13 protein-coding genes are annotated in these 11,897 nt (G+C 71.4%); 9 read left to right on the top strand and 4 right to left on the bottom strand.

Annotated elements, in window-relative coordinates; translation table 11 throughout:
* The first annotated feature begins 68 nt into the window (after nucleotides 1–68).
* Together M4D54_RS13115 and M4D54_RS13110 are read left to right on the top strand one after the other, a co-directional pair.
* Complete coding sequence (locus M4D54_RS13115; RefSeq protein WP_259891980.1) at nucleotides 69–1,757, top strand: AarF/ABC1/UbiB kinase family protein; 1,689 nt, start codon at nucleotides 69–71, stop codon at nucleotides 1,755–1,757.
* Between the two features lie 104 nt (nucleotides 1,758–1,861).
* Nucleotides 1,862–3,637, top strand: a complete 1,776-nt coding sequence (locus tag M4D54_RS13110) for a long-chain-fatty-acid--CoA ligase (protein WP_259891978.1) — start codon at nucleotides 1,862–1,864, stop codon at nucleotides 3,635–3,637.
* A 9-nt stretch (nucleotides 3,638–3,646) separates the two neighbouring features.
* On the opposite strand, the gene M4D54_RS13105 is transcribed toward M4D54_RS13110, so the two are convergent.
* The 4 genes from M4D54_RS13105 to M4D54_RS13090 all read right to left on the bottom strand — a co-directional run bounded on the left by M4D54_RS13105 (nucleotide 3,647) and on the right by M4D54_RS13090 (nucleotide 7,108).
* A complete protein-coding gene (locus M4D54_RS13105) occupies nucleotides 3,647–4,732 on the bottom strand; it encodes a Gfo/Idh/MocA family protein (RefSeq protein WP_259891977.1) in 1,086 nt (361 codons plus the stop codon).
* 190 nt (nucleotides 4,733–4,922) lie between these two features.
* Complete coding sequence (locus M4D54_RS13100) at nucleotides 4,923–5,618, bottom strand: HNH endonuclease (RefSeq protein ID WP_259891976.1); 696 nt, start codon at nucleotides 5,616–5,618, stop codon at nucleotides 4,923–4,925.
* A 12-nt stretch (nucleotides 5,619–5,630) separates the two neighbouring features.
* Nucleotides 5,631–6,485 carry a 13E12 repeat family protein gene (locus tag M4D54_RS13095; protein ID WP_259891975.1) on the bottom strand — a complete coding sequence of 285 codons (855 nt, stop codon included), beginning with the start codon at nucleotides 6,483–6,485 and terminating at the stop codon, nucleotides 5,631–5,633.
* A 146-nt stretch (nucleotides 6,486–6,631) separates the two neighbouring features.
* Nucleotides 6,632–7,108 (bottom strand): GNAT family N-acetyltransferase, encoded by a 477-nt coding sequence (locus M4D54_RS13090; protein ID WP_259891974.1) that lies wholly within the window; start codon nucleotides 7,106–7,108, stop codon nucleotides 6,632–6,634.
* Nucleotides 7,109–7,272: 164 nt separating this feature from the next.
* On the opposite strand from M4D54_RS13090, the gene M4D54_RS13085 reads away from it, so the two are divergent.
* The 7 genes from M4D54_RS13085 (at nucleotide 7,273) to M4D54_RS13060 (ending at nucleotide 11,661) form a co-directional block, all read left to right on the top strand.
* The gene (locus M4D54_RS13085) at nucleotides 7,273–7,644 is read left to right on the top strand and encodes a DUF2871 domain-containing protein (RefSeq protein ID WP_259891973.1); all 372 of its coding nucleotides are present in this window, start codon (nucleotides 7,273–7,275) and stop codon (nucleotides 7,642–7,644) included.
* Nucleotides 7,596–7,736: a hypothetical protein gene (locus M4D54_RS13885; protein WP_396121502.1), complete on the top strand. Its 141-nt coding sequence runs from the start codon at nucleotides 7,596–7,598 to the stop codon at nucleotides 7,734–7,736. Before M4D54_RS13085 ends, M4D54_RS13885 begins: the two co-directional genes overlap by 49 nt.
* A 23-nt stretch (nucleotides 7,737–7,759) precedes the next feature.
* Nucleotides 7,760–7,915 carry a hypothetical protein gene (locus M4D54_RS13080; RefSeq protein WP_259891972.1) on the top strand — a complete coding sequence of 52 codons (156 nt, stop codon included), beginning with the start codon at nucleotides 7,760–7,762 and terminating at the stop codon, nucleotides 7,913–7,915.
* Nucleotides 7,916–7,996: 81 nt separating this feature from the next.
* A complete protein-coding gene (gene glpX / locus M4D54_RS13075; RefSeq protein WP_193866865.1) occupies nucleotides 7,997–9,004 on the top strand; it encodes a class II fructose-bisphosphatase in 1,008 nt (335 codons plus the stop codon).
* A 146-nt stretch (nucleotides 9,005–9,150) separates the two neighbouring features.
* Nucleotides 9,151–9,834, top strand: a complete 684-nt coding sequence (locus tag M4D54_RS13070; RefSeq protein ID WP_259891970.1) for an NUDIX hydrolase — start codon at nucleotides 9,151–9,153, stop codon at nucleotides 9,832–9,834.
* A 70-nt stretch (nucleotides 9,835–9,904) separates the two neighbouring features.
* The gene (locus M4D54_RS13065) at nucleotides 9,905–11,239 is read left to right on the top strand and encodes an amidohydrolase (RefSeq protein WP_259891968.1); all 1,335 of its coding nucleotides are present in this window, start codon (nucleotides 9,905–9,907) and stop codon (nucleotides 11,237–11,239) included.
* Nucleotides 11,236–11,661: a hypothetical protein gene (locus M4D54_RS13060; protein ID WP_259891967.1), complete on the top strand. Its 426-nt coding sequence runs from the start codon at nucleotides 11,236–11,238 to the stop codon at nucleotides 11,659–11,661. The genes M4D54_RS13065 and M4D54_RS13060 overlap by 4 nt, the downstream gene beginning before the upstream one ends.
* Nucleotides 11,662–11,897: the final 236 nt, after the last annotated feature.

Below are 11,897 nucleotides of genomic sequence, written 5' to 3'. Positions count from 1 at the left end.
CCCCCCCCCCCCCCCCCGCCGTGGTCCTCCGCCCCCGCCCCACCCGACCCCTGGCTAGCATGGCCATCATGGCCTCCGTCACCGCCCGTTACCGTCGGATCGCCGAGGTCCTGGTGCGCAACGGCATGTCGGCCCTCGCCGATCAGATCGGCCTGCGCGAGCACATGACCGGACTGGTGTACCGCCACCTCTCCGGCGACGACTCCGGCCCCGTCCCCGGCCCGATGCGCCTGCGCCGTGCCCTGGAGGACCTGGGGCCGACGTTCGTCAAGCTCGGCCAGATGCTCTCCACCCGCCGCGACCTGCTGCCGCTGGAGTACACCTCGGAGCTGGAGAAGCTGCAGACCAGCACCTCGCCCGTCACGTATGCGCAGATCGCCGAGACGATCCGGCGCGAGCTCGGCGCGGACCCGCACGAGCTGTTCTCGCACTTCGACGAGGTGCCGCTCGCGTCGGCCTCCATCGGCCAGGCCCACCGCGCCCGCTTGCAGGACGGCACCGAGGTGATCGTGAAGGTGCGCAAGCCCGGTGCCGCGGAGATGATCCACTCGGACCTGGACCTGATCCGCTCCCTGGCGGCGCTGGCCTCCCGCGAGTGGTCCCTCGCCCGTGACGCCGACATCGAGTCGGTGGTGGCGGCCTTCGATCGCATGATGCGCCGCGAGCTGGACTACCGCACCGAGGCCGACAACGCGCGCCGCCTGCGCCGCAACCTGGCCGAGGACCGCACGGTGCGGATCCCCCGTGTGTACCGGGAGCTGACCACCTCCGAGGTGCTCACCGAGCAGTTCGTCACCGGGATGGTCATCACCGACACCGCCGCGCTGGACGCCGCCCGCATCAACCGCCGCAAGGTCGCCCACGACGCCACCGAGTCCCTGCTGCGGATGGTGCTGGTGGACGGCTTCTTCCACGCCGACCCGCACCCCGGCAACCTGTTCGTGGAGACCGACGGGACCATCTGGCTGATCGACTTCGGGATGGTCGGCACCCTCTCCCCGCAGGTGCGCGAGCACCTGCTGTGGCTCGCCTTCGCCCTGGGCCGACAGGACGAGGACGGCGCGGTTTCCGCCCTGCTGCAGCTGGCGCCCCCACGCGGCGGGGTGGACCGCAGGCGGCTCTCGCGCGACGTGTCCGAAGTGCTGGACATGCTGACCGAGAAGCCGCTGGGCGAGATCTCCGTCGCCGCCGTCGTGGAGCGCATCACCGCCCTGCTGCGCCGCCACCGCCTGCAGCTGCCCTCGGACGTCTCGGCCCTGCTGCGGATGCTGGTGCTCACCGAGTCCAGCGCCGTCACCCTGGATCCGGGCTTCCAGGTCGCGACGGTGCTCGAGGAGGTGCTGCCGATCGCGATGGGCGAGCTGCTGAGCCCCGAGGCGCTGGCCCGGCGGGCGGGAATGGCGGGCCGCACCGCGCTGCGGCTGGGCACTGATCTGCCCCAGCGGGCACTGCGCCTGCTGGACGACTACGAGAGTCGCGGTGTGGACGTGCACATCGACGCCGCGGACCTCGACAAGGTCATCACCCGCATGGAGAACACTGCTGACCGCCTGATCGTGGGCATGACGATGAGCGCGCTGATGGTGGGGATCTCCACGGTGCTGGCCTCGCAGCCGTCGGCGGGGGGCCGCATGAGGGACCCTCTGCTGATCGGCGCGGGCGGCACCACGGCCCTGATGGGCATGCTGCTGGCCGCCGGCGCCGGCCCCGTGCGCAGCGCCGGAAGATTCGTACGACGGAACCTGCGTGGCAGTTGAGACACCCCGGGCACGCGCGAGTGCCCGGCTCCTGGGTAGTGGGGCGGGCGGCCGACGCGGTGGGCCGCGCTGACGGGCCTCCGCTCACTAGACTCGAGAGCATCATGACGAGCGACGCCGCCCCCGCCCCGCACCCCGCCCCCGACCACGCCGGCACCCCGGACCGCCCAGGCACCCCGGACCGCCCCGGCACCGCCGACCACGACGGCGCCCCCGACCACGACGGCGCCCCCGACTGGACCCGCTTCTACGGGGCCGGGGTCCCTGCCCGCATCGAGGTCCCCGACGAGTCCCTCACCGACATGTGCGAGCGCTCCTGCGCTGAGGCCGGGGACAGGGTCGCCACCGAGTTCTTCGGCGCCACCATGACCTACGCCGAGATGGGGGAGCGGATCAGCCGCGCCGCGGAGGGCCTGCGACGCATAGGCGTGCGCCCCGGCGACCGGGTGGCGATCCTGCTGCCGAACTGCCCGCAGCACCTGATCGCCTTCTACGCGGTGCTGCGGCTGGGCGGCATCGTGTGCGAGCACAATCCTCTCTCCACCGAGCGCGAGCTGGAGGAGGTGTTCGCCGACCACGGCGCCCGCATCGCCATCGCGTTGGACACCGTGGTGCCGAAGCTGCGGGCCGTCCCGTCGGCACCGAAGGTGGTGGCCGTGAACCTGTTGGAGGCATTCCCGCTGGTCAAGCGACTTGCCCTGCGTCTGCCGGTGCCGAAGCTGGCCGCCCAGCGGAAGCAGCTCAGCAGTGGCGAGGCGGGCGACATGACCTGGAAGCAGCTGGTGTCGCATCCCGAGCTGCCCGCCTCCCACCCGCGGCCGACGATCGAGGACCTGGGCGCGATCCAGTACACCTCGGGCACCACCGGTGTGCCCAAGGGCGTGATGCTCTCCCACCGCAACATGTACGCCAATGCGCTGCAGGGCGTGGCCTGGATGCACGGCGCGCGCACGGGCGAGGAGACCAGCTACGCGATGCTGCCGATGTTCCACGCCTTCGGCATGGTGCTGTACGTGACCTTCGGCGTGTACAAGCAGGTCCGCCAGGTGCTGTTCCCCCGCCCCGACGTGGACATGGCGCTGACCGCGATGAAGAAGAGCCCGCCCACCATCTACTGCGCGGTGCCGCCGCTGTACGAGCGCACCGCCCAGGGCGCGAAGGAGAAGGGCATCTCGCTCAAGGGCGTGAAGTGGTGCATCTCCGGTGCCATGACGCTGCCCGACGAGGTGGTGGAGCTGTGGGAGTCCGTCTCCGGCGGCAGGCTGGTCGAGGGCTACGGCCTGACCGAGTGCGCCCCCATCGCCATGGGCAACCCCTTCTCCGAGACCCGCAAGACCGGCACGATCGGCATCCCCTTCCCCTCGACCCTGCGCCGGGTGGTCGACGAGGACGGCGAGGACGTGGGCCCCGGCGAGAGCGGCGAGCTGCTGGTCAAGGGCCCCCAGGTGTTCCAGGGCTACTGGAACAACCCCGAGGCCACCGCCGAGGCGATGACCGAGGACGGCTGGCTGCGCACCGGCGACCTGGTCACGCTCGACGAGGACGGCTTCGCCACCATCGTGGACCGCAAGAAGGAGATCATCATCACCGGCGGCTTCAACGTCTCCCCCAGCGAGGTGGAACGCGTGCTGCGCGACCACCCCGCCATCGAGGAGGCCGCCGTCGTCGGCATCCGCCAGGAGCGGGGCGACGAGAAGGTGGTCGCCGCCGTCATCGCCTCCGGTGAGATCGACGAGGCCGAGGTGCGCGCCTGGGCGAAGGAACGGCTCAGCGCCTACAAGGTGCCGCGCCGGATCGTGGTGGTCGAGGACCTGCCGCGCTCCCTGATCGGCAAGGTGCTGCGCAGCGAGGTGCGGGAGCAGCTCACCGCGGGGAAGTGAGCCCGCAGCTCACCGCGGCTCGGTGAGCACCCGCGCCTGCTGCTGAGCCTTCAGCGCCAGCTCGACGGCCTTGAAGGCGTGATCCTGGGTCATGGCGTTCTCGGTGCGGTTCAGCACGTCCAGGATCAGGTCCCCGAAGAACGGGTAGCCCACCTGGCCGTCGGCCTGGATGCGGTGCTCCCCGTCGCCGTCGACCAGCAGCACCTGGCCGGGGCCGTTGTCGGTGGTGATGTCCACGTACTTGCGCAGCTCGATGTAGCCCTCGGTGCCCAGGATGAAGGTGCGGCCGTCACCCCAGGTGCGCAGACCGTCGGGCGTGAACCAGTCCACCCGCACGTAGCCGGAGGCACCGGAGGACAGGGCGATGTGCGCCTCTCCGAAGTCGTCGAGCTCGGGATGGTCGGGGTGGGCGAAGTTGCCGATCGCGCTGGAGAGGATCTCGGCGTCCTCGGAGCCGGTGAAGGTGAGCATCTGCTCGAAGTTGTGGGAGCCGATGTCGGTGATGATCCCGCCGTACTGGGCGCGGCGGTAGAACCAGTCGGGGCGCGATCCCGGGGCGCCCAGGCGGTGCGGGCCCATCCCCATTACCTGGATCACGCGGCCGATGGCCCCCCGGTCGATCAGCTGGCCGGCCAGGACGGCGGCCTCCACGTGGATCCGCTCGGAGTAGTACACGGCGTACTTCTGCCCGGTGCGGGTGACGGCCTCGCGGGCCGCAGCCAGCTGGTCCAGGGTGGTCAGCGGGGTCTTGTCGGTGAAGTAGTCCTTGCCGGCCTCCATCACCCGGATGCCCAGCGCGGCGCGGTCCGAGGGGATCGCGGCGGCGGCCACCAGGCGCACCTCCTCGTCGGCGAGGACCTGTTCCTCGCTGTCGGCGATCCGGACCTCGGGGAACCGCTCCTGGAAGGCGGCGGCGCGCTCGGGCTGCGGGTCGTACACCCAGCGCAGGGTGCCGCCGGCCCCGATCAGGCCCTCGGTCATGCCCACGATGTGCCCGTGGTCCAGGTGCATCGCGGCGAACACGAACTCGCCGGGCTCCACCACGGGCTTGGGCATAGCGGCGGGGGCGTAGGTGGCTCCGTCGGAGGTGCTCATCGAGGGTCCTTTCGCTCGTGGGTGGCGGCGACAGCGACGCGGCCCATCCCCGACCGGAGCGGACGAGTGGCCTGGGTCACCATGGTGAGTCTCCCGCATCTACCTGCTGGTCGAGCGCGGATGCCGGAGGTTGCCATGCGCGGGCGCGCGGCGGCATGCCCCTGCGTGGGGGACGCTGGGCGTGCCGGAGTCAGAACGGCGGGTCGTCGAAGGCATGAGGTGGAGCCGGGGGAGCTGGTGGAGGGGGCTCGGGCTGCGGGGGAGCTTGGGCCATCGACGCCGGTGGCGGGGCGGGCTCCGATCGCGGGGTGGGTGACGTGCCCTGGGCCCCGTGCGGACTTCTCCAGGTGATCGCCGTGGCCCCGGCGGCGGGGGAGGTCGCCGTCGCCGTCTGCACCACCCAGTGCCCGTGCTCCTTCAGGTAGTTGCAGCGAGCGCACAGGCCCTGCCCGTTGCTGAAGCTGGTGGGCCCTCCACGTGCGTGGGGATCGATGTGGTCCAGATGCCGGATCCTGGCGTTGCACCAGGGGGTGCGGCACGTCTGGTCGCGCCATCGGATCATGCGTGCCAGGCCCACCGGGAACGCTCGGGCGGTGGACTCCATCGCCACCAGTTCACCGCTGACGGGGTGGGTGTACAGGCGGCGGAACACCGCGGTCGCAGCGGCATCGGCGTGCTCGTGCTGCCTCCAGGTGCGGTTGGCGGGGGTGATGAAGCCGGGTGGGCGCCCGCACATGGTGTCGGTGACGATGTGGGCGGGCAGCGCGCCGTATCCCTCGATGCGGGCGAACTCCGCATCGGCCGCGCCGCCCAGCAGGGCCCGGTCGGTGATCACGATCCCGACGTCGTGCCTGGTCCCGGGGGTGCCAGAGGTGCCCCCGGTCACGGCGGCGACGAGCTAATCGGCCTGCAGGGCACCGAACGAGTCCCGGGCGCCGGCCGCGCGGCGGGCCTCCGCCCCGGTGGTGAGGCTCTTCATCACGGCGGCGGCATCCAATGCGCGCAGGGTGGCCGAGATGCGGGCCATGCCGTCACCGAGGGGAACCATCGTCACGTTCCGCTTCCGCGCGGCGCGCTCGGCGCGGGCACGGGAGTCACCCGGATGCAGGGCGTGGCTCATCTCCCGCACCAGCTGCCCGGTGCGACGGGTGCCGAGGCCGTCGAGACGGGTGGGATCCTCCTGGATCCACTGGTCGATCCGGGCGCACGTGGCCGGATCCGCGTTGTCCAGCGCACGGGTGATGGCATGGACGCTGCGTTCAGGCAGGCGCCCCTGGGCCAGCTGTTGGTAGGTGGTGGGCATCTGCGCGACCAGCCTGCGCGCGCATGCCAGTGACATGGAGGACGAGCTGGGGGAGGTGCGGCGGGCCAGGGCCACCTCGTTCGCGGCGGCACGCCCCTGGTCCCGTTCCCTCACATCACGAGCGGCGTCCGCCTCGCGGATGCGGTCCTCGGCCGCCACCTGCCATGTGGCGTCCAGTGCGGCGATCCCCGCGCGCAGCTGCTCGATCCCCGCCAGCACGGCGAGGGCTTCCTGGGGCGAACCGGGCTGCGTATCAGGAACGGGATCGAGCACCGACACGGTGGCGGTGAATGCGGCCAGCGCGCGGGCGATGATCTCACCCACGATATTCCTCACCGCGCCGGAGTCCGGCAGGCGGGAGGCGTGCTCCAGCGCCCGCGCGAGGACGTCACCAGCGGGCAGGCTGTCGCCTGACCTGGTGCTGTCGTCGCCTGGGAGCTGAGGTTTCATGCTCCCATTCTGCGTCGCGGCACCGACAATCGAAAGAACGTTCGACGATTGGGGATAACTCCGCGCCGTCCCGAGCAAAATCAGCCTGACGGGACACAGAATGTGGAAAGGAATGTGGATAACTGGTCATTGTGGAGGAACCTGGGTCACAGCCCTCGCTTGAACCCCATATGGCTCGCCACGTACCCGGCCCGCTCGTAGAACCGATGTGCGGCATCGCGCCTGCGGTCGCACGTCAGCTGCGACAGCACCGCCCCCTGCTCGCGCCCGTACGCATGGGCCCACTCCAGCAGCATGCTGCCGAGTCCCAGATCCCGCACGGACTCCGTCAGCCGCAACGCCTCGATCTGGAGCCGCGAGGCACCGCCCCGCGAGAGACCGGGTATCAGGGACAGCTGCACCGTGCCGACCACGGTCGTCTGCCCCTCGACCACCGTGACCAGCAGCTGGCGGGGGTCCGCGTCGACCTCGCGGAACGCCGCCAGGTACGGGCCGAGCTCGTCGGCCGACTCCCGGCCGCGCCCCAGCGGGTCGTCAGCCAGCAGGGCCACCAGCGCAGGCACGTCGGCCTCGAGAGCCCGACGGATGAGGAAGCGGCGATCGCCGATGGTGAGAGTCTCCATGAGCCGATCATCACCGACCGGTGGCGCCGACGAGCACGGGACGCGCCTCGCAGCCGCGCCTCGCGCATCAGGCTCCGGCGCCGCCAGCCGCGGCGCGAGCAGGCCGGGTTCACTTCAACCATTCGATGGATGCCGCCTGACCAGCGGCTTCCTACGGTGGAGGGATGAATCGTCTGCTCGTCACGTCCTTCGTCTACATGATCCTCGGTCTGGCCTCGGGTGTCTTCTACCGCGAGTACTCCAAGCTCACCGGCACGGTCGGTGAGCAGTCGCAGCTCTCCACGCTCCACACCCACCTGTTGGTGCTGGGCATGTTGGTGTTCCTCGTGGTGCTGGCGCTCGAGGCCACCGTGCGCGTCACCGGGCGCCGCTCGTTCACCGTCTTCTACTGGACCTACAACGTGGGCCTGGTGATCACGGTGGTGATGATGGTGGTGCGGGGCGTTCTCACGCTCGACGGGCCGACCCCGCCGGCACCAGCGCGGCGATCCCGGGGATCGCAGGTCTGGGCCACATGCTGCTGGCCGTGGGCCTGATCGCGCTGTTCGTCGCTCTGAGGGCGGCGGTCGCCGATTCCCAGGAGCGGCCCCGCACGGCAGGTGCGACGCTCGAGGTCGCGCCGCACTGACCCTGTGGCGGGAGAATCCCCCCATGCCCTCCGAAATCGCCCGCCCCGCCTGCCTGCGTGCCGCGACGGAGGGACTGCCCGTTGCACTGTCGCTGCCGATCCACCCCGCGCTGCACGGCTCGCCGCCGGAGCCGACGGCCGAGGAGGCCGCCGCGAGGGCCCGCCCGGTCACAGGGTGATAACGGTAGAGTGAATCCGCACGTCAGATCGGCGGCCCGGCCGGTTCTGCGCCGGGCAGCCTCTCGGACCCGCCTACGACGATGGAGACCACGGTGAACAGCGAATCCCCCTCGAACCTGACCGCCCCCGACCGCAACCTCGCCCTCGAACTGGTGCGCGTGACCGAGGCCGCCGCCATCGCGGGCGGCCGCTGGGTGGGCGCCGGCGACAAGAACAGGGCCGATGGCGCCGCCGTGGATGCCATGCGCTCCTTCATGGACACCGTGCGCATGAACGGCACCGTGGTGATCGGCGAGGGCGAGAAGGACGAGGCGCCCATGCTGTTCAACGGTGAGAAGGTGGGCGACGGCTCCGGCCCCGACGTCGACGTCGCGGTGGACCCGATCGACGGCACCCGCCTGACCGCGATGGGTTACGACAATGCGCTGGCCGTGTTCGCGGTCGCCGAGCGCGGCAGCATGTACGACCCCTCGGCCGTGTTCTACATGGACAAGATGGTGGTGGGCCCCGAGGCCGCGGACTTCGTGGACCTGCGCCTGCCGGTCAAGCAGAACATCAACCTGGTCGCCAAGGCCCTCGGCAAGCCGGTCGAGCAGGTCACCGTGTGTGTTCTGGAGCGCCCCCGCCACGAGAAGCTGGTCGAGGAGATCCGCACCGCCGGAGCTCGCGTCAAGTTCATCATGGACGGCGACGTGGCCGGTGCGATCGCCGCCGCCCGCGGCACCGGCGTGGACATGCTGCTGGGCGCCGGCGGCACCCCCGAGGGCATCGTCGCCGCCTGCGCCATCAAGGCCACCGGCGGGATGATCCAGGGCCGCCTGGCCCCCAAGGATGACGAGGAGAAGCAGAAGGCCATCGACGCCGGCCACGACCTGGACCGCGTGCTCACCACCGATGACCTGGTCACCACCGACAACTGCTACTTCGCCGCCACCGGCATCACCCACGGCGACCTGCTGCGCGGCGTTCGCTACGACAAGGACTACGTGCACACCCATTCGATCGTCATGCGCGCCACCTCGGGCACCGTGCGGTTCGTGGACGCCGAGCACCGCGTGGAGAAGTGGGACCGCTGGCTGAAGGGGTGAGGTCCTTCCCTCAGCACGCGCCCCGCGGGACCTTGGTCCCGGCAGGGGCGCGTCCTGCTTTCCATGTGACCTAGAGCAAGCGGTTGTCCCTGTGACTGCCGCCGCACCAGCAGTCACGTCGACCAGAACGCTCATATCCTGCCGCCATGCCCTATGAAGAGCCGTTGCGGGTGGCAGTGGACCTGGTGATCCTCACCCTGCGCGACCGCCAACTCAGCGTGCTGCTGGTGCAGCGCGACGAGGAGCCGCATCGCGGTCGCTGGGCGCTGCCCGGCGGTTTCGTGACCGCCCAGGAGGATCTGGAGGAGGCCGCCCAGCGGGTGCTGGCCGACGAGGCCTCACTGGGTTCGCAGACCGTCTACCTCGAGCAGGTGCGCACCTTCGGCAAGCCCGACCGCGACCCCCGCGGCCGCGTCGTCTCCGTGGCCTTCATGGCGCTCGGTGCGAATCTCCCGGAGCCGCAGCGGGGCGAGGCGGTGGCCGATGCCCGCTGGTGGGCAGTGAAGGACCTCGGCGAGATCCAGCTGGCCTTCGACCACGCCACCGTGCTCGAGGCCGCTATCGATCGCGCCCGCTCCAAGCTCGAGTACACCACCCTCGCGGTCACCTTCCTGGAGCCGGAGTTCACCATCTCCCAGCTGCGCGGGGTCTACGAGGACGTGTGGGGGGTGACCCTGGACGCCGGCAACTTCCACCGCAAGGCCACCCGCAGCCCGGGCTTCATCGAGGAGGTGGGCACCCGCGCCCACCTCACCGGTGGTCGCCCTGCGCGCCTGTACCGCGCCGGCGACGGCACCTCCCTGAACCCGCCGCTGATGCGCCAGGGTTGACCTCCGATGCTGCAGGGCTGCGTGCCGGACGGCCCTGGGCCGGTAGCCCTCGTCGTGACAGGATCGACCTGTGACCACCGACGACGCTCGCACCGCTCCCGACACGCCCGCCGCTGCCGATCCGGACGCACCCGCTCCCGACGGCACCGCGCACCCCGACCCGGCCAAGGCCAGGATCGCCGAGTCCTACCGGGCTCGTCGTGAGGACGTGCTGGCCGTGGCTCGCGCCATCCACGCCGATCCGGAGATCGCCTTCGAGGAGCACCGGGCCCACGATCGCTGCTGCGAACTGCTGGAGGGTGCCGGCTTCACCGTCGAACGGGGCATCGCCGGGCTGCCCACCGCCTTCCGCGCCACCCTGGGCAGCGGCTCCCTGGTGGCCTCGCTGTGCGTGGAGTACGACGCCCTGCCCGAGATCGGTCACGGCTGCGGGCACAACATCATCGCCGGCGCCTCCCTCGGCGCCGCGCTCGCCCTGGCCGAGGCGGTCCCCGAACTGGACCTCACCCTGCAGGTCATCGGCACCCCGGCCGAGGAGCACGGCGGCGGCAAGCAGCTGCTGATCGAGCGCGGTGCCTTCGAGGGCGTGCACCTGTCGCTGATGACCCACGCCATGGGCCACACCGACACCTACGACCCCCTGGGCTCCACCAGCCAGGCCGTGGGCCGCTGGCGCGCCACCTACACCGGTCGCGGAGCCCACGCGGCCGCCAACCCGTCCGACGGCCTCAACGCCAACGACGCCGCCGTGATCGCGCAGGTCGCCGCGGGCCTGCTGCGGCAGCAGGTGGCCGATGGGCAGCGCCTGGCGCTGGTGCCCCAGCAGTCCGGCGTCACCAACATCATCCCCGAGAGGGCCGAGGTCGACCTCGAGTGCCGGGCGCTGACCATGGAGCAGTTCACCTCCCTGCGGGACCGCCTCTTCGACTGCCTGCGCGCCGGGGCCGTCGCCACCGGCTGTGAGCTCGACATCACCGCCACCGAACCGGTCTACGAGCCGCTGCTGCAGGACGATGTGCTGGCCACTGCCTGGAACGAGGGAATGGAGGTGCTGGGCCGCCCGCTGGCCGGCAGCCTCGGGGTGATGGCCGGCTCCACCGACATGGGCAACGTGTCCCAGCGGGTGCCCTCCCTGCACCCCTTCGTGGGCATCACCGGGGTGACGGCCCCCCTGCACACCCGCGACTTCGCCGCCGCGGCCGCGACCGACGAGGCCTACCGCCTCATGCACGACGCGGCCCTCGCGATGGCCTGGGCGATCCAGGACGTCGCCGCGACTGCCGAGCGCCGGGCACAGGTGCTGGCCACCGCGCAGGAGCTGGCGGAGCGCACGGCCTCGAACGCCCCGAGCGCCCCGATCACCCGGAGCGCCTCGGGTGCCTCACGGGGCGAGCAGGAAGCGTGAGACCAGCCCGCCCCGCGGTGCGGCGCCGGGCGCTGCTCCTCGGCCTGGGGGTCGCACTGCCGCCGCTGCTCGTCTCCTGCGCCGAGGAGGAGCCGGAGCCCGTCGGCCCCGCACCGATCACCGAGGTGGGGGCGGAGGCCGTGTCCCCGTCCGGGGCGTACGTGGCGGTGATCGACGTGGCCGGGGACTCCGTGGGCGTACTGCTGCGGGATGCCGCCGGCGAGGACCTCTGGGCCGACGCCTACGGGTACACGCTCAAGGCCCCTCCCGCGCTGCTGTGGGAGGCCGAGCAGGACGTGCTGTGGGTCGTCACCGAGAACGGGGCAGTGCGCGAGCACGTGCGCATCGCCCCCACCGAGAGCGGCGGTTGGGCCCAGGAGGCGGGCGCTGAGCCGCCCGAGGAGATCACCCGCCGGCTCTAGGGCCGGAGTCACCGCACTGCAGGGCAAAGGTCCCCGTTCCGGGCTGCTCGAGGGGGCTACTGTCGAGTCATCAGCACCATGACGGTGCTCGACCCTCGCTCCCTTCCCCCCGGATGCTGACCCCCATGTCCCCACGCGTCCTGGTGGACAGCCAGGGCTGACGGACCTGCCGCGCGAGGACGCGCGGCGACAGGCGCCGAGGACGCAGGGGAGAGCGGACTCGGCCGGAGGGGGGG

It is taken from the genome of Brachybacterium sp. p3-SID1565, from assembly GCF_025143785.1.
GTDB classification, from domain to species: Bacteria; Actinomycetota; Actinomycetes; order Actinomycetales; family Dermabacteraceae; genus Brachybacterium; species Brachybacterium epidermidis.
This window is presented reverse-complemented; position numbering and strand designations above follow the sequence as displayed.

Excerpts from the sequence above, each read along its gene's own strand:
- glpX (WP_193866865.1), top strand. The coding sequence starts at position 7,997 with ATGGAGACCACGGTGAACAGCGAATCCCCCTCGAACCTGACCGCCCCC.
- M4D54_RS13110 (WP_259891978.1), top strand. The coding sequence starts at position 1,862 with ATGACGAGCGACGCCGCCCCCGCCCCGCACCCCGCCCCCGACCACGCC.
- M4D54_RS13095 (WP_259891975.1), bottom strand. The coding sequence starts at position 6,485 with ATGAAACCTCAGCTCCCAGGCGACGACAGCACCAGGTCAGGCGACAGC.
- M4D54_RS13090 (WP_259891974.1), bottom strand. The coding sequence starts at position 7,108 with ATGGAGACTCTCACCATCGGCGATCGCCGCTTCCTCATCCGTCGGGCT.
- M4D54_RS13070 (WP_259891970.1), top strand. The coding sequence starts at position 9,151 with ATGCCCTATGAAGAGCCGTTGCGGGTGGCAGTGGACCTGGTGATCCTC.
- M4D54_RS13105 (WP_259891977.1), bottom strand. The coding sequence starts at position 4,732 with ATGAGCACCTCCGACGGAGCCACCTACGCCCCCGCCGCTATGCCCAAG.
- M4D54_RS13085 (WP_259891973.1), top strand. The coding sequence starts at position 7,273 with ATGAATCGTCTGCTCGTCACGTCCTTCGTCTACATGATCCTCGGTCTG.
- M4D54_RS13115 (WP_259891980.1), top strand. The coding sequence starts at position 69 with ATGGCCTCCGTCACCGCCCGTTACCGTCGGATCGCCGAGGTCCTGGTG.
- M4D54_RS13080 (WP_259891972.1), top strand. The coding sequence starts at position 7,760 with ATGCCCTCCGAAATCGCCCGCCCCGCCTGCCTGCGTGCCGCGACGGAG.